The 26,101-nt window shown below is 71.2% G+C and carries 22 protein-coding genes and 2 tRNA genes; 7 read left to right on the forward strand and 17 right to left on the reverse strand.

The features are described 5' to 3' along the window. The first annotated feature begins 391 nt into the window (after positions 1 to 391). Together ACWF79_RS07900 and ACWF79_RS07905 are read left to right on the forward strand one after the other, a co-directional pair. Positions 392 to 1,642 carry a hypothetical protein gene (locus ACWF79_RS07900; protein WP_453727172.1) on the forward strand — a complete coding sequence of 417 codons (1,251 nt, stop codon included), beginning with the start codon at positions 392 to 394 and terminating at the stop codon, positions 1,640 to 1,642. Then, positions 1,639 to 3,216, forward strand: coding sequence for an NADH-ubiquinone oxidoreductase-F iron-sulfur binding region domain-containing protein (locus ACWF79_RS07905; protein WP_453727173.1), 1,578 nt, complete (start codon positions 1,639 to 1,641; stop codon positions 3,214 to 3,216). The genes ACWF79_RS07900 and ACWF79_RS07905 overlap by 4 nt, the downstream gene beginning before the upstream one ends. Positions 3,217 to 3,310: 94 nt before the next feature. Here the strand turns inward: ACWF79_RS07905 and ACWF79_RS07910 are convergent. After that, positions 3,311 to 3,383 (reverse strand) — tRNA-Ala (locus tag ACWF79_RS07910). A 120-nt stretch (positions 3,384 to 3,503) separates the two neighbouring features. Here ACWF79_RS07910 and ACWF79_RS07915 point away from each other — a divergent pair. Beyond that, positions 3,504 to 4,730 carry a glycosyltransferase 87 family protein gene (locus ACWF79_RS07915; RefSeq protein WP_453727174.1) on the forward strand — a complete coding sequence of 409 codons (1,227 nt, stop codon included), beginning with the start codon at positions 3,504 to 3,506 and terminating at the stop codon, positions 4,728 to 4,730. On the opposite strand, the gene ACWF79_RS07920 is transcribed toward ACWF79_RS07915, so the two are convergent. From ACWF79_RS07920 to ACWF79_RS07950, 7 genes are all read right to left on the reverse strand, one after another. Beyond that, positions 4,709 to 4,942 (reverse strand): hypothetical protein, encoded by a 234-nt coding sequence (locus ACWF79_RS07920; RefSeq protein WP_073751314.1) that lies wholly within the window; start codon positions 4,940 to 4,942, stop codon positions 4,709 to 4,711. The genes ACWF79_RS07915 and ACWF79_RS07920 overlap by 22 nt on opposite strands. Positions 4,943 to 5,239: 297 nt before the next feature. Continuing rightward, positions 5,240 to 5,312, reverse strand: a tRNA-Ala gene (locus ACWF79_RS07925). 85 nt (positions 5,313 to 5,397) lie between these two features. Continuing rightward, positions 5,398 to 6,051: a histidine phosphatase family protein gene (locus tag ACWF79_RS07930; protein WP_453727200.1), complete on the reverse strand. Its 654-nt coding sequence runs from the start codon at positions 6,049 to 6,051 to the stop codon at positions 5,398 to 5,400. Further along, positions 6,048 to 6,488, reverse strand: a complete 441-nt coding sequence (gene rsfS, locus ACWF79_RS07935; RefSeq protein WP_392092446.1) for a ribosome silencing factor — start codon at positions 6,486 to 6,488, stop codon at positions 6,048 to 6,050. Before rsfS ends, ACWF79_RS07930 begins: the two co-directional genes overlap by 4 nt. Before the next feature lie 80 nt (positions 6,489 to 6,568). After that, entirely contained in the window at positions 6,569 to 8,263 is a 1,695-nt protein-coding gene (locus tag ACWF79_RS07940) for an LCP family protein (protein WP_453727175.1), read from the reverse strand. A 19-nt stretch (positions 8,264 to 8,282) separates the two neighbouring features. Further along, positions 8,283 to 8,903 (reverse strand): nicotinate-nucleotide adenylyltransferase, encoded by a 621-nt coding sequence (nadD, locus tag ACWF79_RS07945; RefSeq protein WP_453727176.1) that lies wholly within the window; start codon positions 8,901 to 8,903, stop codon positions 8,283 to 8,285. 52 nt (positions 8,904 to 8,955) lie between these two features. Further along, a complete protein-coding gene (locus ACWF79_RS07950) occupies positions 8,956 to 9,117 on the reverse strand; it encodes a hypothetical protein (protein WP_260226309.1) in 162 nt (53 codons plus the stop codon). A 225-nt stretch (positions 9,118 to 9,342) separates the two neighbouring features. Here ACWF79_RS07950 and ACWF79_RS07955 point away from each other — a divergent pair, with 225 nt between their 5' ends. Continuing rightward, positions 9,343 to 10,455, forward strand: a complete 1,113-nt coding sequence (locus ACWF79_RS07955) for a M48 family metallopeptidase (protein ID WP_453727177.1) — start codon at positions 9,343 to 9,345, stop codon at positions 10,453 to 10,455. Between the two features lie 42 nt (positions 10,456 to 10,497). On the opposite strand, the gene ACWF79_RS07960 is transcribed toward ACWF79_RS07955, so the two are convergent. The 7 genes from ACWF79_RS07960 to ACWF79_RS07990 all read right to left on the reverse strand — a co-directional run bounded on the left by ACWF79_RS07960 (position 10,498) and on the right by ACWF79_RS07990 (position 17,223). Beyond that, positions 10,498 to 11,577, reverse strand: a complete 1,080-nt coding sequence (locus tag ACWF79_RS07960) for an SCO2583 family membrane protein (RefSeq protein WP_453727178.1) — start codon at positions 11,575 to 11,577, stop codon at positions 10,498 to 10,500. A gap of 86 nt (positions 11,578 to 11,663) precedes the next feature. After that, positions 11,664 to 12,269 (reverse strand): SCO2584 family spore wall biosynthesis protein, encoded by a 606-nt coding sequence (locus tag ACWF79_RS07965; protein ID WP_453727179.1) that lies wholly within the window; start codon positions 12,267 to 12,269, stop codon positions 11,664 to 11,666. Between the two features lie 114 nt (positions 12,270 to 12,383). Continuing rightward, positions 12,384 to 13,667, reverse strand: coding sequence for a glutamate-5-semialdehyde dehydrogenase (locus ACWF79_RS07970; RefSeq protein WP_453727180.1), 1,284 nt, complete (start codon positions 13,665 to 13,667; stop codon positions 12,384 to 12,386). Between the two features lie 99 nt (positions 13,668 to 13,766). Beyond that, positions 13,767 to 14,246: a hypothetical protein gene (locus ACWF79_RS07975; protein ID WP_361969022.1), complete on the reverse strand. Its 480-nt coding sequence runs from the start codon at positions 14,244 to 14,246 to the stop codon at positions 13,767 to 13,769. Positions 14,247 to 14,446: 200 nt separating this feature from the next. Next, the gene (proB, locus tag ACWF79_RS07980) at positions 14,447 to 15,553 is read right to left on the reverse strand and encodes a glutamate 5-kinase (protein WP_453727181.1); all 1,107 of its coding nucleotides are present in this window, start codon (positions 15,551 to 15,553) and stop codon (positions 14,447 to 14,449) included. Positions 15,554 to 15,757: 204 nt separating this feature from the next. After that, positions 15,758 to 16,243 carry a GtrA family protein gene (locus ACWF79_RS07985; RefSeq protein ID WP_453727182.1) on the reverse strand — a complete coding sequence of 162 codons (486 nt, stop codon included), beginning with the start codon at positions 16,241 to 16,243 and terminating at the stop codon, positions 15,758 to 15,760. After that, positions 16,243 to 17,223, reverse strand: coding sequence for a glycosyltransferase family 2 protein (locus ACWF79_RS07990; protein WP_453727183.1), 981 nt, complete (start codon positions 17,221 to 17,223; stop codon positions 16,243 to 16,245). Before ACWF79_RS07990 ends, ACWF79_RS07985 begins: the two co-directional genes overlap by 1 nt. 409 nt (positions 17,224 to 17,632) lie before the next feature. Between ACWF79_RS07990 and ACWF79_RS07995 the strand changes: the two genes are divergently transcribed. From ACWF79_RS07995 to ACWF79_RS08005, 3 genes are all read left to right on the forward strand, one after another. Then, complete coding sequence (locus ACWF79_RS07995) at positions 17,633 to 20,503, forward strand: bifunctional glycosyltransferase/CDP-glycerol:glycerophosphate glycerophosphotransferase (protein ID WP_453727184.1); 2,871 nt, start codon at positions 17,633 to 17,635, stop codon at positions 20,501 to 20,503. A 62-nt stretch (positions 20,504 to 20,565) separates the two neighbouring features. Continuing rightward, complete coding sequence (locus tag ACWF79_RS08000) at positions 20,566 to 21,672, forward strand: glycosyltransferase (RefSeq protein ID WP_453727201.1); 1,107 nt, start codon at positions 20,566 to 20,568, stop codon at positions 21,670 to 21,672. Between the two features lie 4 nt (positions 21,673 to 21,676). Then, positions 21,677 to 23,239 carry a DUF6056 family protein gene (locus ACWF79_RS08005; protein ID WP_453727185.1) on the forward strand — a complete coding sequence of 521 codons (1,563 nt, stop codon included), beginning with the start codon at positions 21,677 to 21,679 and terminating at the stop codon, positions 23,237 to 23,239. 91 nt (positions 23,240 to 23,330) lie between these two features. Here the strand turns inward: ACWF79_RS08005 and galE are convergent, their stop codons facing one another. Both galE and ACWF79_RS08015 read right to left on the reverse strand, forming a co-directional pair. Further along, entirely contained in the window at positions 23,331 to 24,317 is a 987-nt protein-coding gene (gene galE, locus ACWF79_RS08010) for a UDP-glucose 4-epimerase GalE (protein WP_453727186.1), read from the reverse strand. Positions 24,318 to 24,336: 19 nt separating this feature from the next. After that, positions 24,337 to 25,965 (reverse strand): glycosyltransferase family 2 protein, encoded by a 1,629-nt coding sequence (locus tag ACWF79_RS08015; RefSeq protein WP_453727187.1) that lies wholly within the window; start codon positions 25,963 to 25,965, stop codon positions 24,337 to 24,339. Positions 25,966 to 26,101 lie beyond the last annotated feature (136 nt).

A 26,101-nucleotide genomic window follows, 5' to 3' on the forward strand; every position in this document is an offset into this window, starting at 1 on the left:
CGATCGTCTCTGCCCACTGCCCGCGAACTGCACTGCCACGAAATGAAAAATCCCCTCGCACAGGAGGGGACGCCGCGCCGATTCCGACCGGATCTTTCATCCGTCGGGACTGATCAGCGCGGCTCGCTAAGCAGGAGGCGTACGGCACGCATGGCGTCAGGGTACCGCAGGGCCCGCACAGGCCGCACCGACGTTCCACCCGGCGGTCACCCGTCGCCGACGCCGCCCGAGGCGCCCGGGTTACTCCGCGTATCGCCCCTATCCGGGGCAACCCCAAAGTCAGTTCTTCATCCCGTGCCTCCGTAAACGAGCAAACCACCTACCGGTCGGTATGGAGCGACTTAGCATGCCGCAACGGGACCGCTTATCCGCACCATTCGGAGTCGCACCCATGAACCCTCATCGCAAGATCCGTTCCTCCCCCGTCCTGCGAACCGGTTTGAGCCGGCCGGTTCAGGGCGGGATTTCGATCGCGGCACTGGTGATCGTTCCCCTGCTCGTCCTCGGCGGCAGTGACGGATTCCGGGCCGCCCTCGACTTCACCAGCGGTGTGCTGTCGCTGGTGTCCCTCACCGCGTCCGTCGCGTGGGGTCTGATAGCGACGGACCGGCTGCTGCTCTCCACCCGGCACCGGCTGCTCGCCCAGGGGATCCATCGCGCCACAGCGGTAACCGCGCTCGGCTTCCTGCTGCTGCACGGCACCGTGAAGGTCGCCCTCGGCCGTGTCGAGCCGATCGGCGCGCTGATCCCCTTCGGCCTCGGGGTGACCGGGACCTCGGCGCTGATCGGCTTCGGCTCTCTCGCCGGGCTCCTCATGGTCGTCACGGCCGCCACCGGAGCCCTGCGCAGCACCCTGGCAGGCCGGAGCCGGTTCGCCGCCCGCTGGCGTCCGCTGCACATGCTGGCGTACCCGGCCTGGTGCTTCGCCCTTGTCCACGGTCTGTACGCGGGACGGCCCGCCGCCACCTGGGTCCTCGTCCTGTACTGCCTGGCGCTGACCGCGGTCGCGGCGGCCGTCTCGCTCCGGCTGCTGCCCGTCCCCACCCAGCGGGCGCTCGTGGACCGGCTCGTCGGCCTCCTGGCGTCCTTGGAGGGCCGCACCCGAGCCCCGGAGCCGGGCGGCAACGAGAGCGCCGAAGGCGCCGCGAGCATGGCCTCCCCGCCCGTCCCCGACGAACCCGCCACCGTGTCCGCCGAGTGGCTCGACCGCCCCACTCCCGGAGTGCCCGCCGGTTTCTCGGCCGCCTACCGCGCGGTGTCCCGCGCAGCGCCCGAGCCCGCTCCTTACGCCTCAAAACCCACCACCCCCTACGTATCCGAGCCCTCCCCGTACGCCTCGGAACCCACCACCCCGTACGTGTCCGAGCCCGCCCCGTACGCCGCCCACGGCGGCACCGCCCCGCTCGCCGAGCGCGTTCCCCTGACCGAGGAGATACCCGTCGTCCCCGACCCGCCCCTCCGCCCCGGCTTCTGGCCCGCTCCCTCGCCTCCGATGCCGACGTACGCCACCCCGCCCCCGATGCCGACGTACGCGGCCCCTCCCCCGATGCCCACGCACGCCGCTCCTCCCCCGGCGTCGACGTACGCCGCCCCGCCTGCCGCGGGTGAGCCCTGGACCGCGCCCTCAGGAGACCGCCCGTGAACGCACCGCTCCCTGACGTCCCCGAGGTCCGGGTGGTCGGCCTGCCCCAGCTCACCCAGGGTTTCGACCTGGTCGAGCGGCTCGGCCTCGAGATGCATCTGAAGGTGCACGGGCCGCTCGACCCCCTCAGCGGCGAGCAGCTGGCCCGGCTCGCGGAGGAGATGTCCCTCCACGGGCGCGGTGGCGCCGGATTTCCCTTCGGGCGCAAGCTCAGGGCGGTCGGCCAGGCGGCGATCCGCCGTGGGGTGCGGCCGGTGGTCGTGATCAACGGCAGCGAGGGCGAGCCCGCCTGCCGCAAGGACACCGTGCTGCTCAACCGCGCCCCGCACCTGATCCTGGACGGCGCGCTGCTGGCGGCGGAGGCCCTCGGCGCACGGACGCTGATCGTGGCCGTGACGCGTAACTCCACGGAGATCTCCGTCCGGGCCGCGCTCGCCGAGCGCGGCCTCTCCGACCGGCGCGGACAGGCTCTACGCGCGCGTGTCGTCCGTACTCCCGAACGGATGGTCTCCGGGGAGGCCTCGGCGGTGATCCGCGCGGCGGGCGGCGGCCCCGCCCTGCCGCCCGGCCGGCGGGAGCGGGCGGCGGAGTCGGGGGTGGGGGGCGCGCCCACGCTGCTGTCCAACGCCGAGACGTTCGCCCAGCTGGCCGTGGCGGCCCGGATAGGTCCGCGCCGCTACCGCCACACCGGTCTGGACTCGGAACCCGGCACGGTCCTGCTGACGCTGTCCGGGGCGGTCGCGCGCCCCATGGTCGTCGAGGTCCCCACGGGTGTCCCCCTGCGGTACGTGCTTCAGCTGGCGGGGGCCCCGCCGCTGCCCCAGGGCGTCCTCACGGGCGGCTACCACGGCAACTGGATCGACTCGGTGGCGGTCGACGACGCGGTCGTCTCACGTGCGTCCCTGGCGGCCGTCGGCGGTGCGCTCGGGGCCGGGGCGATCCTGCCGATCGGGCCGGAGACCTGCCCGCTCGGGGAGTCGCTACGGGTCGCGAACTGGCTGGCGGCGGAGACGGCCGGCCAGTGCGGGCCCTGCCGGCTCGGGCTGCCCGCGGCGGCCGGCGGTCTCTCCGACCTCCTGAACGGGGGCGGCCCGGCCGCGCTGGAGGCCCTGCGGGCGGTCACCCAGGCGGTCAAGGGCCGAGGCGCGTGCAAGCATCCGGACGGTTCGGCCCGCTTCCTCGCCTCGACGCTCTCGGCCTTCACGGACGATCTGGCCGCCCATGTCCTCGGCTCTGGCTGCGGGCGCCCGACCGTCGGCGTGCTTCCGCTCCCGGGGCCCGGCCACCAGGACGCGGAGGAGTCGATTCCGAGCGGCGAGAAGCTGGCCGTGGACTGGACGCTCTGCCAGGGGCACGGACTGTGCGCGGACATCGTGCCGGAGCTGATCCGGCTCGGCCCGGACGGATATCCGGCGCTCGCCGACGCTTCCGTCCCGACGCATCTGCGCGGGCGCGCACAGCGGGCCGTACGCCGCTGTCCCGCGCTGGCGCTCCGGGTCGAGCCGGCGCCCCAGGAGTGGCCGGCGCTGCCGCCCGGCGGAGGCCGTAAGGCCCTGGGCAGCGGCCGCGATTGACGCCGGGCGCCCCGGGGCCGCCCAACAGCCCCGGGAACCGCCGAACACGAAGAAGCGGACCATCCGATCCGGATGGTCCGCTTCTTCTTCACTGTGGAGCTAAGGAGAATTGAACTCCTGACCTCCTGCATGCCATGCAGGCGCTCTACCAACTGAGCTATAGCCCCTTGCTGTCCGCCCCGTTCCGGGTTTCCCCCGCGGCGACAGACAGAACATTAACCGGCGCCCCGGGGGATCACCAAATCGTTTCCCTGGGCGTTCGAACCCGGCGGGTAGGGTCCCCCTCTGTGACCGTGTCCGTCCTCGCCCGAACCCGCGCCCGTCAGTGGCCCCTCGCCACCGCCGTGGCGGTCTGTCTCGTGTCGTTCGTCGCCTTCTGGGTGGCGCAGCGGCTCGCCCACGTGAACATGCTCGACGTGATGGTCTACCGGGCGGAGGGAGAGACGGTCCGGGCCGGCGGCGACCTGTACGCGATGCGCGCCACTTCGGCGAACCTCGCCATGACCTACCCGCCGTTCGCCGGGCTGATGTTCGTCCCGCTGACGTTCGTCGACGTTCCGCTGATGCGGACGCTGGCCACGGCAGGGAACCTGCTCCTCGTGGTCGCGCTGGCCCACCTCTCGCTGCGGCTGGTCCGGCCGACCCTCTCCGGTGAGCGGCTGTGGCAGGCCACGCTCTGGGTGGCGGCGGTCGTCGTCTGGTGCGAGCCGGTGTGGACGACGCTGCGATACGGGCAGATCAACCTGCTCATCGCGGTGGCGGTGCTGTGGGACTTCACACGCCGCGAGGGCAGCCGCTGGGCGGGCGTGGGTATCGGTCTGGCGACTGCGGTGAAGCTCACACCCGGGCTCTTCGTCGTCCTCCTGCTGGCCGCCGGACTGCTCCAGTGGCGCCGCGAGAAGCACTGGAACGCCTGGCTGCGCACGGCCGCCACGGCGACGGCGGTCTTCCTGGGGGTGACCCTCCTCAGCGCGCTGGCCCTGCCGTACGACTCCCGGCGCTTCTGGACCCACACGCTCTTCGAGACGGGCCGGGTCGGCTTCGCCGAGGAGACGGCCAACCAGTCGCTGCGCGGAGTGCTGGCCCGGCTGATGCACACCGACGACCCCGGTCTCCTGTGGGCGGTGGTCGCGGCCGTGCTCGGCGCCGCGGCGATGGCGCTCGCGGTCCGAGCGGCGCTGCGGGGGGACAAGGCGCTGGCAGTGGTCGTCTGCGCGGTCACGGCGCTGATGATCAGCCCGATCTCCTGGTCCCACCACTGGGTGTGGTGCGTGCCCCTGCTCGTCCTGCTGGTGGACCGCCGCGAGCGGATACGGCCGACCTGGGCGCCCTGGGCGGTGGCGCTGGTCTTCGCCTCGTTCGCGCTCTGGTGGGTCCCGCACGACCCGGGTCGCCCCGAACTCGACCAGAACGGCGGTCAGATGCTGCTCTCGGCGGTCTATCCGCTGACCATGACAGCGCTGTTCGTGGGCTACGCCCTCACGCGCCGGCGTCAGGCCGTGGCGAAGGAGTAGAACCGCTTCAGGGTGCAGTGTTCGTCGAGGAGCCGGCCGTAGATCGGCTCACCTTCGAGCTCTCGGTAGGTCTCGATCGGGTCGCCTTTTATGATCAGCGCCCGCGCGCACTCCTCGCACCAGTACTGGTACTCGCTGTTGACCGGGTCCATGTCCCGCACGATGGGCGTACCACTGCCGCACCAGTCGCATTTCCGCCTGTGTGCACCCATCACTCAGCTCCAGCTGTGCGGTTCCGCGGACCCGACGGCCTCGATGACGGCATGGGCCTCGGCATCCTCGGCACAGCTCGCGGCCAACGCGCACTCCCTCCCGCCCGGACCCTCGTTCCCCTCCGGCCGTCCGATTCTGCCATGGCCCCGCAAGGGGGTCAGCGAGCTCGGCGTACCCCGCGCCCTGGACGAGCCGGAAGGCGAACAACTGGCCCGTGCACGCGGCCGGTCCGCAGGCGAGCGAGGCGGGAGAAACGACGAATCCCGCCCCCAGGTGGGGACGGGATTCGGTGACTGTGGAGCTAAGGAGAATTGAACTCCTGACCTCCTGCATGCCATGCAGGCGCTCTACCAACTGAGCTATAGCCCCTCGTGTTCTTCGCGCTCCGCGCTGCGAACAAGAAGAACTTTAGCCTGTGACCTGCCGGAAAGTGAAATCCGGGTGGGCGGACCGCTCAGTCGTCGTCTCCGAGGACCGGTTCGGGCAGCGTGCCGGCGTTGTGCTCCATGAGCCGCCAGCCCCGGGCGCCCTCACCGAGGACGGACCAGCAGCAGTTGGAGAGCCCGCCGAGGCTCTCCCAGTGGTGCGCCTCCAGGCCGAGGAGCCGGCCGATGGTGGTGCGGATGGTGCCGCCGTGGCTGACGACGACGAGCGTGCCGTTCTCCGGCAGCTTGTCGGCGTACTCCAGGACCAGCGGAGCGGCCCGGTCGGCGACCTCGGTCTCCAGCTCGCCGCCGCCCCGCCGCACGGGCTCGCCGCGCTTCCAGGCGGCGTACTGCTCGCCGTAGCGCGCCACGATCTCGTCGTGGGTCAGCCCCTGCCACTCCCCCGCGTACGTCTCGCGCAGGGCGGAGTCGTGCGTGACGAGGTGACCGGTGATCGCGGACAGCTCGGCCGCGGTGGCCGCCGCCCGCTTCAGGTCGGAGGCGATGATCGCGTCCGGCCTCAGCGAGGCGAGCAGCCGCGCGGACCGGCGCGCCTGGGCGACACCGGTCTCGGTCAGTTCGATGTCCGTGGAGCCCTGGAAGCGGCGCTCCAGGTTCCAGGAGGTCTGGCCGTGCCGCCACAGGACGATGCGGCGGCCGCTGCCGCCCTTGGTGGTGCTCAGCTCAGCTCACCGTCCGTCTCCTCGCCGACACCGGTCAGCGCGGCGTGCTCGGCGGCCTTGCCGCGGGTCTTCAGGGCGTCCTCGGGGAGGGGCAGCTCGGGGCAGTCCTTCCAGAGCCGCTCCAGGGCGTAGAAGACCCGCTCCTCGCTGTGCTGGACGTGGACGACGATGTCGACGTAGTCCAGGAGGATCCAGCGGGCGTCGCGGTCGCCCTCACGGCGGACCGGCTTGGCGCCGAGGTCCTTGTTGAGCCGCTCCTCGATCTCGTCGACGATCGACTTGACCTGGCGGTCGTTGGGGGCGGAGGCGAGCAGGAAGGCGTCGGTGATCGACAGCACATCGCTGACGTCGTACGCGATGATGTCGTGCGCGAGCCGGTCGGCCGCCGCCTGGGCGGCGGCGTTGACGAGCTCGATGGAGCGATCCGTGGCGGTCACAAGCAGGCTTTCGTCGGCGGTCAGAGACACATCAAGGGTCTCACGTGCCGCCGACCTCCCCGCAAACGATTACGAACGGGTCACTTCTTGCTCCCGGGGATCTTGTAGTCCTGGCCCAGAACCACCGTGACATCGGCGTTTCCGGCGGGCTTGCCCTTCTTGACCGCGCCGGCCGGGAGGCCGAGCGTCGTGGCGACCTCGGCGGCGGTCGTCTTCTGGGCGTCGTCGCCGTACAGGACCTGGGAGGTCGCCTGGGTGTCCGCCTCGGCGCCGCCCACGAAGGAGAAGCCTCCGTTGACCAGGACGACCCTGGCCGCCTCGGTGGCGTCCTTACCGGTGGCGTCACGGACCGAGACCCGGACCGCCTCACCCTGCTCGGGGGCGCTGACCTTGCCGCCGAGGATGTCCTTGACCACACTGTCGGCCGCGGTCTCGCTGAGCGAGCCGTCCTGCTCCACCGGGAGCACGGCCGTCTTGTAGTCGCCGCCCTTGGCGTGCTTGGCGAGGCCGGCGAGCGAGGCGCCGAGGTCCTTCTCGGGCAGGGACGGGTCCAGGATCATGACCAGCGTCGCGATGGTGTCGGCGTTGGCCTTGGGGTCGTCGGACATCTTCCGCAGCACTCCGTAGAGAACCTGGCCGAAGCGCTGGAGCTGCTTGGCCTCGGCCTCGCCGGGCGCGCGGTAGGTCGCGTAGGCGACGGCGGCGCGGCCGTTGAGCGTCTGGTTCTCGCCCTTGGTGACGAGCGGGTCCTCGCCCTTCTTGTCGCTGGGCACGGTGACGTCGGTGGTGAGGTCGATGTTGCTGACGAGCTCGACGAGGTTCTCCAGGAACGGGCTGTCCAGGCGCCACGTGCCGGTGATCTTCGTTCCGAGGAGGTTGCCGACCGCCTCGCGCGTGCCGCTGGAACCGTCGTCCTCGACGGACTTGGCGAGCGTGGTCGCGGAGCCCTCCGAGTTGGACACGGAGAGGCTGTTGGGGAGCAGGACGGTGGTGCCCTGACCGGTCGTGGTGTTGTCGACGAGGAGGGCGGTGGAGGTGTTGCCGCTCTTGATGTCGTGGAGGTGGACGACGATCGTGTCGCGCTTCTGCGGGCCGGTCGCGGTGTTCTTCTTCTGCTCCTCGCCCGACATGCCGGGGAGCTTGCCCTCGGACCACAGGTAGCCGACCCCGCCGACGACGGCGAGGGCCAGGGCGACGACCAGGGCGACGACCCGGTTGCGGCCGCGCCGCCTGGCCTCCTCGCGCCGCTCGGAGCGGCTCTCGGTGAACTTCAGCCAGTCGATGACGTCTTCGGAGTCCTCGTCGGGCTCCTCGATGAACGAGAACTGCTCGGTGCGGTAGTCGCGGTCGCCGCCGCCCTCCGGCGCGGGGCGCTGGCCCGGCACACCGGGCGGCGCGGCCACCGGTGCGGCCGGAGGGGGGGTCGGCGCGGCGGCGGGAGTCGTGTCGGCCTGGACGGCCCACTGCTGGCCGGTGTCGTACGAGGAGTAGCCGTAGCCCTGCTGCTGCGACTGCCCGTACGGGTCGTACTGCGGCTGCTGCTGCGGGGCCGCCTGGGGCCGCTGGGGCTGGACGGGCTGCCCGTAGGCGTCGTAGCCGTACCCCTGCTGTTGCCCCTGCTGGGGAGCAGGGCCCTGCTGGGCGTACGGGTCGTACGCGTCGTACGGCTGCTGCGACTGCGGTGGGACCTGCTGGTACACCGGCTGCCCGTACTCGTCGTAGCCGATGATCTGCGGCTGCGGGTAGTACGGGTCGTACGGGTTCTGATCGTTCACCGGTGCCCCTCTCCGAGGCTCACTCGCCGCGGTACAACTGGCGCTTGTCGATGTAGCGCACCACACCGTCCGGCACCAAATACCAGACGGGATCGCCCTGTGCGACCCTCGCCCGGCAGTCGGTGGAGGAGATGGCGAGCGCGGGAACCTCGACGAGCGAGACGCCCCCCTTGGGCAGGCCGTCGTCCGTGAGGTCGTGGCCCGGCCGGGTGACGCCGATGAAGTGGGCGAGCGAGAACAGCTCCTCGGCGTCGCGCCACGTGAGGATCTGCGACAGCGCGTCGGCACCCGTGATGAAGAAGAGGTCCGAGTCGCTGTTGAGGGAGCGCAGGTCCCGCAGGGTGTCGATGGTGTACGTCGGCCCGCCCCGGTCGATCTCGATACGGCTGACCGAGAACTGGGGGTTGGACGCCGTGGCGATGACCGTCATCAGATAGCGGTCCTCGGCCGGCGAGACGGCCTTGTGGCTCTTCTGCCACGGCTCCCCGGTCGGCACGAACACCACCTCGTCGAGGTGGAACAGGGCGGCCACCTCACTGGCGGCCACCAGGTGTCCGTGGTGGATCGGGTCGAACGTTCCGCCCATCACGCCGAGGCGGCGCTTGCCGCGGCCGCCAGTAGGCACTTCCTGCTCTCCCATGCGTGCAGAGCCTACTGGCACGGCAGCGGGCGCCTTCGGTCCGGTCTGCGGCTCAGCGGTCGCGGTTGAAGCGGGTGGTGATCCACAGCAGCAGGAGCAGGGCGCCGAGCGCGCCGAAACCGGTGAGGTAGGGGTTGAGGCTGTCGTGGTTGCCGCCGTGCTCGGCGCCCTCGGCGAGCATGACCAGGTTCGCGGCGGTGCTGTGGAGGCTCATCTTCGGCAGGACCTATCGATCGGGGGTGGGAGCGGAGACTTCGCGCACATCGTATGCGGGCCGTCCGGGCACGCTCACGCCGACTCAGTCGTTGTCCGGGCTGTCGTACCCCGCCGTCCTCCCCGAACCCGAGTTATCCACAGGCTCCGGTGCTTCGGGACCCCAGCACCTAGGCTGGGACGCGTCAGGGGGACGAGCAAGGTCTCGTACGAACAGGGGGCATCCATGACAGAGAACGCCGACAACGATCAGGGGAACGTGCCGAGCAGGCAGCGCAAGCGCTTCCCCGGCATCTCCTCACGCGCCTACGAGCACCCGGCGGACCGTTCGGCGCTCGTGGCCCTGCGCAAGCTCACCGGCTTCGACACGGTCTTCAAGGCGCTCAGCGGCCTGCTGCCCGAGCGCAGCCTGCGACTGCTCTTCCTCTCCGACTCCGTGCGGGTGAGTGACGCCCAGTTCGCCCACCTCAACGACATGCTGAGGGACGCGTGTTACATCCTGGACCTGGAGAAGGTCCCGCCGATGTACGTCACGCAGGACCCGAAGCCGAACGCGATGTGCATCGGCCTGGACGAGCCGATCATCGTGGTCACCACCGGCCTCGTGGAGCTGCTCGACGAGGAGGAGATGCGGGCGGTCGTCGGCCACGAGGTGGGCCACGCCCTCTCCGGTCACTCCGTGTACCGCACGATTCTGATGTTCCTCACCAGCCTGGCGGTCAAGGTCGCCTGGATCCCCCTCGGGAACGTGGCGATCATGGCGATCGTGACGGCGCTGCGGGAGTGGTTCCGCAAGTCCGAGCTGTCGGCGGACCGGGCGGGTCTCCTGGTCGGCCAGGACCTGCAGGCGTCGATGCGCGGTCTGATGAAGATCGCCGGTGGCAACCATCTGCACGAGATGAACGTGGACGCGTTCCTCGCCCAGGCCGACGAGTACGAGAAGGGCGGGGACCTGCGCGACTCCGTCCTGAAGATCCTCAACGTGCTCCCGCGCTCGCACCCGTTCACCACGGTCCGGGCGGCCGAGCTGAAGAAGTGGTCGGAGACCCGGGACTACCAGCGGATCATGGACGGGCACTACCCGCGGCGCGCGGAGGACAAGGACGCCTCGGTGACCGACTCCTTCCGGGAGTCTGCCGGGCACTACGCCGAATCGGTGCGCACCAGCAAGGACCCGCTGATGAAGCTGGTCGGCGACATCGCCGGTGGCGCGGGCGACCTGGCGGGCGACCTGGGCGGAAAGCTGCGCAGCCGGTTCGGCGGCGGCACGGGCAGCAGCGCGAAGGGCGACACCGGCGGCGAGAGCGGCAGAAACAGCGGCGGCCAGACGGAGGCCTGAGCACGCGAGCCGGGGCCAGACCGTGGGCGAGCGCGGCGCCGGTCAGGCCGAGGGTTGTGCTCGCGGGGCGAGGGTGCCGCAGAGGGCGGGGGCGGCGGGGCGGCCCGTGGCGTAGGGGTCGGTGACGACCGGGCCGCCCGAGGCGGAGGTGCGTTCGCCCGCGAGCAGCGGGCGGAGGGCTCCGCCGGCGTCGGGGCCGCAGGCCTGCGGCCCCGCCTGGACGATGCTGGCCAGCAGCTCCGCCCGGTGCATCCGCAGGTCCTCGCGGTCGAAGCGGAAGTGCATCGCGCGGTGGACGGTGAAGAGGGAGGCGGCGGCCACCGGCCCGGCTCCGTCGGACGCCGGGCGCAGCGCGTAGGTGAAGGTGTGGTCCGAGGTGACCTCCAGCATGTCGGCGGCCGTCTCCGCGAAGCGGAGAGTGCCCTGGACGCGGACGGTCGGGTCGGCCAGGGCGACCTCGGCCGGGTCGAACCGCACCAGCCAGCCGGCCTCGGCGTGGCGGCCGTCGTCGAGCGAGGACTCGACGCTCCGGTCGAACTGCGCGAGCTGGTCGGGGTCGAGCAGCAGGCGGGCGGGGCGGACCGTCTCCCCCCTCAGCACGTCGGCCTCCAGGGAGGAGGCCACGAGGTAGTCCTTGGCGATGGACAGGGCCGTCACCACCTGGCCCTCCGAGAAGTGGGTGGTGCGCCCGGTGGCCGGGAAGTTGATGCCGGCGGCGCCCGTGCGGTACTCGGCTGCGGGGCTGGTCGCGAACAGCTGGGCGGGCCGGCCGCCCGGGACCGGGCTCTGCGGCGCGAGCGGGACCAGGGTGATCCGTAGGGGTTCGGCCCGCTGGTCGACGGGGGGCTGGTAGGGGTTGCGGACGCCGAGATAGATGGCCGTGCCGAAGGCGAGGAGGATCAGCAGCACCAGCAGGAAGGCCTGGCGGGAGCCGCTTCTGGGCTCCCACGTGGAGCGGGAGCGTACGGCCTGGGAGGGCTCGCCCATCCGCTCTTCCGCCGAGAACTCCTGAAGGCGGGCAGCGCGGACGAACGACTCGTCGAAGACGACGGATCGGTACTCGTCCTCACCACCGCCGGGGTCGGGAACCGGCCCCTCAGGCGGGTCGCCACGCCCTGCCATATCTTCAGAGTAGGTCGGACGCGGCTTCGGTAAACGCCCAGGTACACGACAAGTTCCGAAGATTTCCGACGCGCGGCGCGCGGGGCTCAGGGCGTGCGCGGGACGGCGTGGACGGGCGCCGGGGAGTACTCGGCGGAGGCCGAGGGCGCGGTGGCCGCCGGCGGGTTGCCGCGAGGCTCGTCGATGCCGGTGGTGGCGGGGGCGGGGACCTGGTCCTGTCGGTTGGCGGAGGCGCCCCGGTAGACCGCGGTGAAGGCGAGGGCGACCATGCCGACGCCCATCACCAGGGCGAGCACCCAGGCGACCGGCCGGTGCCAACGGGCGCTGCCCCGGTAGGGGCGCAGGGCGCCGCCGTGCGGGCCGTAGGGGCTGGAGTCGCCGTCGGGGTCGTTCGGGTCGTACGCGTCGCCGTAGCGGCCGCCGAAGGGGTCCGACGGGTCGTAACCGTCCCCGTAGGGGTCGTCGTCGCCGGGTCTGCCGCCGGCCCTTGCGCGGGCGGCCTCCGCCTCGGCGCGCGCCTGGGCGGCCGCCAGGAGGCGTTCCACGGCGGTGGGCTCATGGACCGCGGCGGCCCGTACGAAGTCCTCGTCGAACACCACGGTGGCGAAGTCGTCCTTCGCGCCCCCGCGGTCGTCCGAGTTCTCAGGGTCCCTGCCGTCCTGGAACGGCCTGCCCCCCACGTCGTCCGGCACGTTTTTCAGAGTAGACCTGGGAGGGGGTTTTGGGCAGGGAGAGTGCGGAACATCCCCGCCCGTCCGGTCCCCCCGTGGCCCCGTGGGAGCGGGGCCGAACGGGGGAAACCGGGATCACCGAGTGTGACCGTCGCCGGTGACGATGTACTTCGTCGAGGTCAGTTCGGGCAGGCCCATGGGCCCGCGGGCGTGCAGTTTCTGGGTCGAGATGCCGATCTCGGCGCCGAAGCCGAACTGGCCTCCGTCGGTGAACCGGGTGGACGCGTTGACAGCGACCGTCGTGGAGTCGACCAGCTGGGTGAAGCGGCGGGCGGCGCCCTGCGAAGTGGTGACGATCGCCTCGGTGTGGCCCGAGGACCAGAGCCGGATGTGCTCGACGGCCTTGTCGAGGGAGTCCACGACGGCGGCGGCGATGTCGTAGGAGAGGTACTCGGTCTCCCAGTCCTCGGGGGTCGCCGGGACGACGGTGGCCTTGGAGCCCTCGGCGTGGGCGAGGACCCGCTCGTCGGCGTGGACGGTGACGCCGGCGTCGGCCAGCGCGGCCAGGGCGCGCGGCAGGAAGACCTCAGCGATGTCCTGGTGCACCAGGAGCGTCTCGGCGGAGTTGCAGACGCTGGGCCGCTGGGCCTTGGAGTTGACGAGGATGTCGACGGCCATGTCGAGGTCGGCCTGGGCGTCCACGTAGACGTGGCAGTTCCCGGTGCCGGTCTCGATGACGGGGACGGTGGACTCCTCGACGACGGTACGGATCAGGGAGGCGCCGCCGCGCGGGATGAGGACGTCGACCAGGCCGCGGGCGCGCATCAGCTCGCGGACCGAGTCGCGGGACTCGCCGGGCACGAGCTGGACGGCGTCGGCGGGCAGCCCGGCGCCCCCGACGGCGTCGCGCAGGACCTTCACCAGGGCGGTGTTGGAGGAGTACGCGGAGGACGAGCCACGCAGCAGGACGGCGTTGCCGGACTTGAGGCAGAGGGCGGCCGCGTCGACGGTCACGTTCGGGCGGGCCTCGTAGATGATGCCGACGACGCCGAGGGGGACGCGGACCTGGCGCAGGTCGATCCCGTTGGGCAGGGTCTTTCCGCGGACGACCTCGCCGACGGGGTCCGGCAGGGCGGCCACGTCACGGACGTCGGCGGCGATGGCGCGGACGCGCTCGGGGGTGAGGGTGAGCCGGTCGATGACGGTCTCGCTGGTCCCCGCCTCGCGGGCCCGGGCGACGTCCTCCGCGTTGGCCTCGACGATCTCGGCGGTACGGACCTCAAGAGCGTCCGCGATCGCCAACAGGGCGTCGTCCTTGGCCGCGCGCGGAAGTGGCGCGATTTCGGCGGCGGCGGCGCGGGCTCGGTAGGCGGCCCGGGCGACCGGGGACAGATTGTCGAGGGGCGTGAGCGAGGTCATGTCCGCAGGGTACTGGCACCGCTGCGGACATCCCTCACACTTGCCGTCCGTATCCCGCACTCCGAGACGGCGATCTCGGGTACCGCGATGACAGCGGTTTCAGTACGGGTGCACCCCCACCGGGGCGGCCGGTGGGGGGCCGTAGCCCTCGGCGATCCGCAGGTGGTAGGTCTCGCGGTCGATGACCTCCAGGCCGACGATCTCCCATGGCGGCAGCTTGGCGCTCTGCCGGTGCTCACCCCAGAGCCGGAGCGCAACCGCCGCGGCATCGTGCAGGTCACGGGCCTCTTCCCAGTAGCGGATCTCCGCGTGATCATTGGCGTAGCGGCTGGTCAGCAGGAAGGGATGGTCGTGGGCCAGCTGCTCGAGGCCGCGCCTGACCTCCTTCAGCGGGGCCTCGGCGCCCGAGACGCTGAGGGTGATGTGCCAGAGCTTCGAGGCGACCACCGGCCGCTCCTCACCGCGTGCCTGAGCTGTCTCGGTGCCCTGTCCCTCGTCGAAGTCGGCTCCGGCCTCGACACTGGTCAGGGCGCGTTCGGCTGTCCCGCGGGGCGGTGCCCCAGGGCGCGCTCGTCTCACCGGCGGCCTCCTGTTTGATGCGTGTGGTGCTGTACCCCGCCCTTGTCTTGTCCCCGAGACAAAGTTGACCAGTCCGAGGCGGCACGTGGGGCGGTTTTGGTAAAGGTCCCTACCGGATGGCCGGTCTTTCAGCCGTTTCTCCACACACCGCTCATACGCCGCCCCCCACGCCGCTCCCACGCCCCGCTCAAAGGGACCGATCAGGCGCGGACGACCACCAGGTCGTCGCGGTGGACGACCTCCCGCTCGTACTCCGGGCCGAGCTCGCGGGCGAGCTCGGGCGTGGAGCGGCCGAGCATCCGGGGGATCTCCTTGGCGTCGAAGTTGACGAGGCCGCGGGCGACGGCCCGGCCGTCGGTGTCGCGCAGTTCGACCGGGTCGCCCGCCACGAACTCCCCCTCGACGGCGGCGATTCCGGCGGCGAGCAGCGACTTCTTGCCCTCGACCACGGCCCGTACGGCGCCCTCGTCCAGGGTGAGGCTGCCCTGCGGGGTGGAGGCGTGGGCGAGCCAGAGGAGCCGGTCGGCGGAGCGGCGGCCGGTGCGGTGGAAGTACGTACCGGTGTCGCGGCCCGCCAGGGCGTCGGCGGCGCGGATCGCGGAGGTGAGGACGACGGGGATGCCGGCGGCCGCGGCGATCCGGGCCGCCTCGACCTTGGTGACCATGCCGCCGGTGCCGACCCCGGCCTTGCCGGCGGAGCCGATCTCGACGTGGGCGATGTCCTCGGGACCCGCCACCTCGGCGATCCGCGAGGTGCCCGGCTTGGCGGGGTCGCCGTCATAGAGCCCGTCGACGTCGGAGAGCAGCACGAGCAGGTCGGCGCGGACGAGGTGGGCGACGAGGGCGGCGAGCCGGTCGTTGTCGCCGAAGCGGATCTCGTCCGTGGCGACGGTGTCGTTCTCGTTGACGACCGGCAGGGCGCCCATGGCGAGCAGCTGGTCGAGGGTCCGGTAGGCGTTGCGGTAGTGGGCGCGGCGGCTGGTGTCGTCGGTGGTGAGCAGCACCTGTCCGACGCGTACGCCGTAGCGGGCGAAGGAGGCGGTGTAGCGGGCGACGAGGAGGCCCTGGCCGACGCTGGCGGCGGCCTGCTGACGGGCGAGGTCCTTGGGGCGGCGGGTGAGGCCGAGCGGGGCGAGTCCGGCGGCGATGGCGCCGGAGGAGACGAGCACGATCTCCTTCTCGCCGCCGCTACGGACCTTGGCGAGGACGTCGACCAGGGCGTCGACCCGGTCGGCGTCGAGGCCGCCGGACGCGGTGGTGAGGGAGGACGAGCCGACCTTGACGACGATCCTGCGGGCTTCCGTCACGAACTGCCTTGCCACTGTCACCTTTACCGCCGCCACCTGTACCGCCGTCACCGGCGTCGTCGCCCCACTCTGATGTCACGCGGCAATCTACGCGAGGCGGGACGGACGGCGCCCGTCCATTCCACCCAGCGGAACCCACAGCGGCCTGGTGCCCTCCCATTCCAGGCAGCGGAAGGGACGGGCACCAGGCCGTGTGAGGGAAGCTCAGCGGCTGGCGACGGTGTCCGACTCGACCTCCGTCGGGCCGGTCGGGCCCGTGGAGCCGGTCGGGCCGGCCGGTCCCGCAGGACCGGTCTGTGCCTGCTTGCCGCCCGGCACAAGGATCTTCTTCGACAGCAGGTAGGTGAACGGGATGGCGACGACGGCCGCGACCAGCGGTGCGATCCGGTCGTCCATCCCGGCCCAGGTCACCAGCGCGTACAGGCCGACGCTCTGCACCAGGTAGTTGGTGACGTTGGTGAGCGGGAAGAGCGCGAACTTCTTCCAGCTGGGCTTCGTGCGGTACGTGAAGTACGTGTTGAGGAAGAACGAGCCGATCATGCTGAGCACGAAGGCGATCGAGTACGCCGCGAAGTACGGCATCCACGGGTGCAGCAGCAGGTAGCACCCGTAGAACGTGGCCGTGTTGACGCCGCCGACGAGGCCGAAGCGGACGATCTGCCCGAGCTGTCCGCCCATCAGCTTCCGCATCAGCTGTCCCGGTCGCCGGTCGCGACGCGCACGCGCTCGTCGTTGCCGCGCGGGACCGTGCGGTGGGTCTCCTTGACCAGGAAGTGCGGCCGGCGCTTGGTCTCGTAGTAGATGCGGCCGATGTACTCGCCGATGAGCCCCAGCATGATCATCTGGACGCCGCCGAGGCCGACGATGATCGCGACGAGCGTGACGTAACCAGGCGCGGAGACGCCCTGCGTGATCGCCGAGACGGTGATCCAGATGGCGTACAGCGCGGCCAGCGCCGAGAGCCCCAGACCCATCCAGATGGCGATGCGCAGCGGACGGTTGTTGAAGGAGATCAGCCCGTCCATGCCGTAGTTGACCAGGGAGCTGAACTTCCACTTCGTCTCGCCGGCCTCGCGGGCGGCGTTCTGGTAGTCGAAGGTGACCGTGTCGAAGCCGATCCAGGAGAACAGGCCCTTGGAGAAACGGTTGTACTCGGGCAGCGACAGCAGGGCGTCCACGGCGGGTCTCGACAGCAGCCGGAAGTCACCGACGCCGTCGGTCAGCTCGACGTCGACCCAGCGGTTGACCGCCCGGTAGTAGAGCCGGCTGAGGGCTGAGCGGACCTTCTTGTCGCCCTCGCGGGTACGCCGCGCGATGACCTGGTCGTGGCCGAGGTGGTAGAGGTCGAGCATGGGCTCGATGAGCTCCGGCGGGTGCTGGAGGTCGGCGTCCATGATCACGACCGCGTCGCCGGTGGCCTTGCGCAGACCGGCGAGCATGCCGGCCTCCTTGCCGAAGTTACGGCTGAAGGAGACGTACTGGGTGCCCTCGGGGTGACGTGCCGCTATGCCGCGGAGCTTGCCGAGAGTGCCGTCGGCGCTGCCGTCGTCCACGTAGCAGATCTCGTAGTCGAGGGAGAGGCCGTCGAGGACCTCTCGGATGCGGTTGTCGAAGTGCTCGACGACCTCTTCCTCGTTGTAGCAAGGAACAACGACCGAAAGCCTGGTCATGAAACGGTCACTCCTGGTTGATGAGCGAGAAAGTACGGCGCGAAGGCGGACCGGACAGGAGTCCGGGGCGGTCGCCGGGACCCTCCTCGGGCAGCCCTCTCAGAGTACGGGTCGGAAAGGCCACATCGCGCGCTCAAACCGTGATCCGGGTCACGCGACAAAATGGTCTTTCCTGGCCGGGAGAGGGTTCCGCGGAGACGTTGCGAAAAATCTCACCAGCCACCCGGGGGATACCCGAGGCGGTCGGCACCAGAGGTGACGGATGAACCGCCGAGAAGGTTGTAGTTCAGCGGGGAGCGGTCCCGTAACGATCGTGAAACGGCTCCTCGCCACTGGAGCGCCCGTGCGGCGGGGGCGGGGGCGAACACCAGGTAGCTTGGGTCTGTCTAAAGGAAGAAAGTGGATCGAGGTGCAAGTGCCTGACGTCTCCGTGGTCGTCATCGCGTACAACGACGCAGAGCGTCTCCCGACGGCCGTCCGATCAGTCCTGGACCAGACCCTGCACAGTGTCGAGGTCCTCATCGTCGACGACTGCAGCAAGGACGACACCTTCGAGGTCGCCCAGGGACTGGCCGCCGCGCACCCCGACCGGGTCCGCGCGTACCAGCTCCCCGAGAACAGCGGCGGTTGTGGCGCGCCCCGGAACTACGGCGTGCAGCGTGCCAAGGGCGCGTACGTCATGTTCCTGGACAGCGACGACGTGCTGGAGCGCAACGCCTGCCGGAACATGCTGGACGCCGCCGAGCGGACCGGTTCCGACATCGTCTCCGGTCTCTGCGTCCGCGTGCACCTCGACAGCCGTCACCGCAAGACCACCGAGTGGTACCCCTGGATCTACTCGGGCACCCGGACGATCGAGTCGATCACCGAGCTGCCCGACCTGATGGTCTTCGACACCCTCTCGACGAACAAGTGCTACCGGCGCGAGTTCCTGCTGGAGCAGCAGCTCGAATTCCCGGTCGGCATCCACTACGAGGACCTGCTCTTCTCGGCGCAGGCCTACGTGGCCGCGCGCCGGATCACGCTCATCCCGAACCAGGTCTACTACTGGAACGTCCAGGAGAGCGCGGCGTCGAAGTCCATCAGCAACCGGCGCCACGAGATCGCCAACTTCGTCCACCGGATGGAAATACACCGCCGGGTGGACGCCCTGCTGAAGAGCAAGGGCTACGACGAGCTGCGGTACCGCAAGGACATCAAGTTCCTCAAGCACGACCTGGTCCTGCATCTGCGTGACCTGCCGCGGATGGGTGAGGAGTACCGGCGCGAGTTCGCGGAGCTGGCCAACGGCTATCTCTCCGGGATCGACCCGAACGCCTACACCGAGGTCCAGCCGCTCCACGCCATCTGCGCCTACCTGCTGGGCAAGGAGGACTGGGACAACCTGCTCCCGGCGTCCGACGCGCTCGCGAACAAGGGCCGGCTGACGGCCCCGCTCATCGAGCACGACGGCCACATCTTCTGGTGCGACGGCCACCTGGACGACCCCGAGGGCCGTCGCATCCTGGACGTCACGGCTGCGGGCTACCACACCAAGCCGCTGACCTCCATGGTCCTCGGCAACCGGCTCACCTCGTACGCGGGCACCGACGGCGCCGTGCGCCTGTCCGGCGCGGTCGTGAACCCGCTGGGCCGCATCGGGGCCGACGCCGAGCTGAAGGCGTACCTGGAGTTCCAGCCGCGCCGCAAGATCGGTGTGCGCGCCTTCCGGTTCCCCGTGACCGCGCTGCGCCGCACGGACACCGCCATCGAGTGGGACGCCACGGCCGACATCACCCGCAAGGTGCGGCCGCTGGGCATCATCGACGCGGTCTGGGACGTCCGGCTGATCCTCGTGGTCGACGGCGACGAGCTGCGCACCCGGGTCTCCGCCGGCAGCGTCGAGCTCAGCGAGACCCGCACGGTCCGGGTCCGGCCCCGGCTGACCCGGCTGGTCTCCGACCGGTTCGCACCCGAGGTCACGAAGAAGGGCAACCTGTCGTACGTCCTCACGGCCGAGGGCCGCGCGGCCGTCCGCGCGTCCGCGCTGATCGAGGGCGCCATGCACGGCCGCACCGCCGGCCTGGCCAAGACGGGTCTGCGCAGGATCCTCAAGGCCCGTCGCGACCTCAACGCGGGCGAGACCAAGCTGCGCGTCTACCACGACGTGTACAGCAAGCTCCCGATCCGCAAGGGTCTGGTCGTCTTCGAGAGCCACCTCGGCAAGCAGTACAGCGACAGCCCGAAGGCGATCTACGAGGAGATGCGCCGCCAGGGCGTCGAGTTCGAGGCGGTGTGGTCCTACGCGGGCGCCCGTCCCACCGGGTTCCCCAAGGACGCCACGCTCGTCCAGCGGTGGAGCTGGCAGTACCTGCGGGCGCTGGCCCAGGCGGAGTTCTGGATCGACAACCAGGGCTTCCCGCTGAAGCTGACCAAGCGTCCCGGCACCACGTACATCCAGACCTGGCACGGTTCGGCGCTCAAGCGGATGGGCTTCCACGAGCCGGGCACGAAGAAGCAGGGCCTGGCGGCGCAGAACGCGTTCCAGCGTTCGCTGGACCGGTTCGACCACTTCCTGATCCGCTCCGAGCACGACATCCGTACGCTCGCGGCCGCCTTCCGGCTCAAGGAGGAGAAGCTCCTGCCGGCCGGCTACCCGCGCAACGACGCCCTGGTGGCGGCGCGGCAGCAGGAGGCCGCGAGCGGCACCCGTGAGCGCGGTGCGCTCGCCGACGAGCTGGGCATCGCGCCGGACAAGACGGTGCTGCTGTACGCGCCGACCTTCCGGGCCGCGCCGGGCGGAGGCGTACGCCGCTTCGAGCTGCCCTTCGACGTGGTGGAGTTCGCGGAGCGCTTCGGCGACACGCACACCCTGCTGATCCGCTCGCACTACCTCAACAACCTGACGCTCCCGCCGTCGGTCCGCGGCCGGGTCATCGATGTCACGCACCACCACGACATCACCCCGCTGCTGGAGCTGGCCGACGGTCTGATCACCGACTATTCCTCGGTGATGTTCGACTACGGGCTGCTCGACCGGCCGATGATCTTCTTCACGTACGACTACGAGGAGTACTCGACGGAGAGCCGCGGCACGTACTTCGATCTGAAGGCGAAGGCGCCCGGACCCGTGGTGGCCACCGAGGACGAGCTGTTCTCGGCGGTCGCCAACCTCAAGGACGAGGCGGACGCCAAGTACTCGGCGGCGCGGGAGCGATTCAACGCCGAGTTCAGCGCCTACGACCGGGGCGACGCGGCCCGGCAGATCGTCGAGAAGTTCTTCACCAGGAGCGGTAAGTGACCGAGCAGACCGCCGTGTCCGGCGGCCGTGACATCTTCTTCGTGTCCAACAGCGTCGACGAGATGGGCGGGGTGACCACCTGGTCGCACCAGATGGCCCGTCAGTTCGCCGACCGCGGCCACCGGGTGCATGTCATCGGCATCACCCCGGCACCGGCGGGACGCGCCCACGAGTTCCCCGCCGACCTGCCGTACGCCACGACCACGCTGTACGACGCGCACCCTCCGTCGGTGCGGTCGCTGCGCGGCCTCAAGGGCAAGCTCAATGCGGCCGAGCGGATGCGGCATCGGGCCCGCGCGGCCGGGATGCGGGAGAAGGCGGACAAGCTGACGGCGCTGTTCGCCGCGGCCCGCCCCGGAGCGGTCGTCATCGTCACCCAGGTCTGGGCGATGGAGTGGGTCGCGCTCGCCGACACCAAGGGCCTCACGGTCATCGGCATGAGCCACGAGTCGTACCAGGCGAGCGCCGCCTCCTCCCGGCTCGCCCGGGTGAAGCGGTACTACAAGGACGTCGACCGGCTGCTCGTGCTCACGCCAGGCGACGCCGATCTGTGGATCCGCAACGGCATGGACAACGTCGGCCACCTGCCGAACCCGCTGCCGTTCATGCCCGACGCGCCCGCCCCCCGTACCGAGAAGGTCGTCGCCTGCATCGGCCGCCTCTCGCACGAGAAGGGCGTCGACATGCTGCTCGACGCCTGGGCCGAGGTCGCCCCCCGGCACCCCGACTGGAAGCTGCGGATCTACGGCGCCGGCGACGAGGAGGAAACGCTCCGCCGGCACGCCACGTCGATGGATCTGGACGACTCCGTCGAGTGGATGGGACGCACCAACGACGTGCTCGGCGCGCTGCGCGGCGCGTCCGTCTTCGCCCAGGCGTCCCGCGCCGAGGGCTTCCCGATCACCCTCCTCGAGGCCATGGCCGCCGGCGTGCCCTGTGCCGCGTTCGACTGCGCGCCGGGTGTCCGTGAGATCATCCGCGACGGCGAGGACGGTCTGCTCGCCCGGCTCGGCAACACGATCGAGCTCGGCACGCACATCACGACGCTGATCGCCGACTCCGAGCTGCGCAACCAGATGGGCGACGCGGCTTGGCGCAACGTCCAGCGGTACGCCGCCGAGGAGATCACCGACCGCTGGGAAGAACTCTTCCTTTTCCTGGAGAGATAGAACGATGAGCAGTACGACAGCGTCGCGGCGCGACGTGCGGCCCGCGGAGGGCGACGGCAGAGACTCCGCACCGGCCGGAATCGGGCGCCTCGTGCGTTGGGCCGGGCTGATATCGGTCGCCGTGACCGGGGCCCTGCTGTCCGTCGGTGCCTTCCTCGGCCTGTACGTGCGCCCCACGTCGGACGACTGGTGCGCCGTCTGGAAGACCCGTGACATGGGAGTCTTCGGCATCGCCTCGGACTTCTACATGACCCAGAACGGGCGGGTCACCAACGCGCTCCTGAGCGGTGTGGTGTACGCGGACGGCCTGCTGGGCCCGAAGGTGCTGCCCCTCGTGCTGATCCTCACGCTCGGCGTGGGCCTGGTCCTGCTGGGCCGCGAGGTGCTGCGCGCCCTCGGACTGCGGGCACCGCTGATCAGCCTGGTCGCCGCGGCGATGCTGCTGGAGACGCTGCTGTTCTTCGCCGGCACCCGTTCGTACCAGGTGCTGCTGTGGGCCCCGGCCACCATCTCGCACACGCTGCCCAGCATCATCGGCATCTGGGCGGTCCTCTCGGCGATCTGGGCCGCCCGCAGCGGGCGTCGCGCGGCGCGCGTCACCGCCGTCGTCGGCGTGGTGCTCCTCGGCGTCGCCATCGGCACGCTCAGCGAGCCGTTCACCGCCGTCGCCGGCCTGTTCGCCGGCACCGCCGGGCTGCTGTCGCTGCCCCGGCTGAAGCTCGCGAAGGACTGGTTCCCGTTCACCTGGTGCGCCGCCGCCTGCTTCGGCCTGGTGTCCGGCCTGGTGCTGCTCTACACCTCCCCCGGTGCCCGCTGGCGCCGCTCCCAGCAGCCGCCGCGCGACACCCTCGCGCCGGAGGAGCTGAAGGCGACGGTCCGCGACTGGGTGCGGATCTGGCAGGTGCTGTCGGACCAGTGGGCGTACCTGGGGGCCATCGCCGCCGGTGTGCTGCTCGGCCTCGCCGTGGCGTTCTACTCGCGCCGCGTCGCGCGTACGGGGATCGCCGACCTTGAGGACGTGGCCACCGCCGAGGCCACCGGCCCGTCGCGTGGTGTGCTGCGGCTCGTCATGCTGCTTCCCGTGCCGCTGATCCTGGTCGCCACGCTCGCCGTGACCTACGGCCTGCGCAGCGGTTACGGCCCCTCGGGCTGGACGTACGCCCGCACCTGGACGAGCTTCATGGTCCCGCTGCTCATGGCGCTGTGTCTGTACGGCGTGTGGCTCGGCCGGCTGCTCGGGACGCGCCTTGCGAACAACGGCGGCCGTTCGTCGCGGCTCTCGGCCGTGGCCGTGGTGGTCACCGCCGCCGCTGTCCTCGGCAGCGCGGCGGCCCTGCTGCCGGAGATGCAGACGCTCACCTCCGGCACGGTCTCGCGCGGTCTCGCCTGGGACAAGCAGGACGCGCGTATCCGGGCGCAGGCAGCGCGCGGGGCGACGGACGTCGAGTACCGGCCGCTGCACATCGGCTGGCTGGCCGAGCCGTACTACACCCGGAACTACAAGAAGGACTGGGTCGCCCAGTGCGTGTCGACGTACTACGGCGTGGAGCGCATCCACCGTCCGTGACGGACCGCGAAGAGTGATACGGCGAAGGGCCGGGGAGCATGCTCCCCGGCCCTTCGCCGTATCGGTCTCCCGACGGGTGGTGCGTGTCGGATCAGCTGGTGACGGAGCGGCGGGCGACCCAGCCGGCCCACGCCGAGCTGATCATGTCGCGGACGTCGTGGCGGGCCTTCCAGCCCAGCTCGGCGGCGATACGGTCCGCGGAGGCGACGACACGGGCCGGGTCGCCGGGGCGGCGCGGGGTGACGACCGGGGCGACGGAGTGGCCGGTGATCTCGTTGATCAGGTCGATCATCTCGGTGACGGAGACGCCCTCGCCGCGGCCGATGTTGACCGTCAGGTCGCGCGGCTCACCGGCGGCGGCCCACTCGGCGAGCTTGCGCGCGGCGACGAGGTGGGCGTCGGCGAGGTCCTCGACGTGGATGTAGTCGCGGACGCAGGTGCCGTCCGGGGTGGCGTAGTCGTCGCCGAAGATCCGCGGGGCCTCACCGGCGTCGAGCCGCTCGAAGACCATCGGGACCAGGTTGAAGACGCCGGTGTCGGCCAGCTCGGGGGTCGCGGCGCCCGCCACGTTGAAGTAGCGCAGGCAGGCGGTGGAGATGCCGTGGGCCTTGCCGGCGGCGCGGACGATCCACTCGCCGGCCAGCTTCGTCTCGCCGTACGGGCTCAGCGGCAGGCAGGGCGTCTCCTCGGTGACGAGGTCGACGTCCGGCATGCCGTAGACGGCGGCGGAGGACGAGAAGAGGAAGTTACGGACTCCGGCGGCCGCCACGGCCTCCAGGAGGACGGTGAGGCCCTGCACGTTCTCGCGGTAGTAGTGCAGCGGCATCTCGACGGACTCGCCGACCTGCTTCTTCGCCGCGAGGTGGACGACGCCCGTGACACCGTGCTCGGCGATGGTGCGGTCCAGGACATCGCGGTCCAGGGTCGAACCGACCACCAGGGGTACGCCCTCCGGGACCCGCTCCGCGTAGCCCGTGGACAGGTCGTCGAGGACGACGACCCGCTCCCCCGCCTGCGTCATGGCCCGGACCACGTGCGAGCCGATGTAGCCGGCGCCACCGGTGATCAGATAAGTCATTACGCCCCAATTCCTTTCGCTATGAACGGCGCGAGAGCCGCCGAAGCCTGGCCCTGACCGCCCCGAGCCCGTCGCGGGCACCGGGTGCGATCCGCACCGCGAGCGAGCCGTTCGCCGTGGTGTACTGCTGCACCAGCAGTACACCGTACCGGCTGCTCGGCAGCACCGATCGCCGCTGGCAGCCCTCCGGCAGCCGGAGCGCCGTCGAGAAGGTCTCCCCGTCGGCGCACGTCACCGTGATCCTGATGTCCCAGAACTGGATCCCCGTGTTGCCGCGGCCACGGCCCGCCCGGGCCAGGCCGGTGAGCCCGGCCGGGACGCGGGTGGTCCAGCCACCGTCCACCTCGGTCAGCTCGGCCCGCTCGGTACGGGCCGGCGTGTCGGCGCCCCGGGGGACGAACGCGACCTCGGCGGTACGCGGGCCCGCCGCGCCCACCCGCCCGTACAGATCGCGGACCGTGAGGCGCAGCTCGGCCCCCGCGCCGGTCCGCAGGGCCGCGTCGACCACCAGCGGGAGGTCGGCAAGCGGCAGGGTGTCCATGCCGTCGAGCTCCACGTCGGGCAGGTCCTCGGACCAGACGGCGGAGGTGCCCTTACGGGCGTACGGCGGAAGGAGACGGGCGGGGTCGGCGGCCAGCCGGGACAGCCGCAGCAGGTCCCTGGGCTCCTCGGCGGCCAGCAGGAAGCGGGCCGTCCAGCGGGCGGGCGCGGTCGCCGCGGCGAGCTCGCCCTCCTCGAACGCCGTGAGGTGCTCGCGGGTCAGCCGCCACCAGGCGCTCTGGTACGCGGTGTCGCGCAGCCGCAGCTCGCGGGCGTACATGCGCAGGTCGTGTTCGAGGAACTTGGTGCGGCAGGCGGCGGCGAGCTCGGCGCGCCCGGCCTCCCGCAGGGTCTCGACGGCCTGGCGGTGGGCGGCGATCCGGGCCTGCCAGTTGGTGACGTCCTCGCGGGCGAGGGAGATCGAGAGCTGGGCGGCGGCGCGGCGCACGTGCCAGACGTACACGGTGTCGGGGATCACCGCGATGCGGGGTGCGGCGGCCAGCACGCGGGCGGTGAAGAGGAAGTCCTCGTAGACGAACCGGCCGTCGGGGAACCTGATGGCGTGCTCGGTGAGGAAGGAGCGCCGGTAGATCTTGTTGACGCAGAGCGTGTCGTGGACGAGCGGGGCGAGGTCGTCCGCGGTCTCCAGGAGGGCCGGCTCCTGGTAGAGGGCGGGCTGCCAGCGCACGTCGCGGCCCTCGGGCAGCTCACGGCGTACGCAGGCGCCGACGGCCACGGGGGTGCTGTGCCGCTCGGCGGCCGTGACCAGGGCCTCGGCCGCGCCCTCGGGCAGGATGTCGTCGCTGTCCAGGAACATCACGTACGGCGCGGTGGCCGCCTGGATGCCGTCGTTGCGGGGGGTGCCGCAGCCACCGCTGTTCTCGGTGCGGTGGACGACGCGGACCCGGGAGTGGAGAGCGGCCAGCTCGTCCAGGACCTTCCCGGTGGCGTCGCTGGAGCAGTCGTCGACGGCGACGACCTCGGCGACGACGGGTCCCTGGGCGAGCGCCGAGCGGATCGCCTCGCCGACCAGCTCCGCGTCGTTGTAGGCGATGACGACGACGCCGAGCTTGCCTTCTGTACTGACGGGGTGGGGGGCGCTACTCACACCGAGATCCTACGGGAGCGGGGGGGGGGGGCGGCCCGCCCCCCCCCCCCCCCCCGGGGGGCCGCCCCCCCCCCCCGGCGCCCACGGCCAGCAGGTGCAGGAGATCGACGGGCATCGCGATCTGAGGCTGGATGCC

Source organism: Streptomyces sp. NPDC054975 (assembly GCF_053609105.1).

Bases quoted from the DNA above. Each gene is read 5' to 3' on its own strand.
- ACWF79_RS07900 (WP_453727172.1), top strand. From the start codon at position 392: ATGAACCCTCATCGCAAGATCCGTTCCTCCCCCGTCCTGCGAACCGGT.
- ACWF79_RS07920 (WP_073751314.1), bottom strand. From the start codon at position 4,942: ATGGGTGCACACAGGCGGAAATGCGACTGGTGCGGCAGTGGTACGCCC.
- nadD (WP_453727176.1), bottom strand. From the start codon at position 8,903: ATGGGAGAGCAGGAAGTGCCTACTGGCGGCCGCGGCAAGCGCCGCCTC.
- ACWF79_RS07950 (WP_260226309.1), bottom strand. From the start codon at position 9,117: ATGAGCCTCCACAGCACCGCCGCGAACCTGGTCATGCTCGCCGAGGGC.
- ACWF79_RS07955 (WP_453727177.1), top strand. From the start codon at position 9,343: ATGACAGAGAACGCCGACAACGATCAGGGGAACGTGCCGAGCAGGCAG.
- ACWF79_RS07960 (WP_453727178.1), bottom strand. From the start codon at position 11,577: ATGGCAGGGCGTGGCGACCCGCCTGAGGGGCCGGTTCCCGACCCCGGC.
- ACWF79_RS07970 (WP_453727180.1), bottom strand. From the start codon at position 13,667: ATGACCTCGCTCACGCCCCTCGACAATCTGTCCCCGGTCGCCCGGGCC.
- ACWF79_RS07985 (WP_453727182.1), bottom strand. From the start codon at position 16,243: ATGCGGAAGCTGATGGGCGGACAGCTCGGGCAGATCGTCCGCTTCGGC.
- ACWF79_RS07990 (WP_453727183.1), bottom strand. From the start codon at position 17,223: ATGACCAGGCTTTCGGTCGTTGTTCCTTGCTACAACGAGGAAGAGGTC.
- ACWF79_RS08000 (WP_453727201.1), top strand. From the start codon at position 20,566: ATGGGCGGGGTGACCACCTGGTCGCACCAGATGGCCCGTCAGTTCGCC.
- ACWF79_RS08005 (WP_453727185.1), top strand. From the start codon at position 21,677: ATGAGCAGTACGACAGCGTCGCGGCGCGACGTGCGGCCCGCGGAGGGC.
- galE (WP_453727186.1), bottom strand. From the start codon at position 24,317: ATGACTTATCTGATCACCGGTGGCGCCGGCTACATCGGCTCGCACGTG.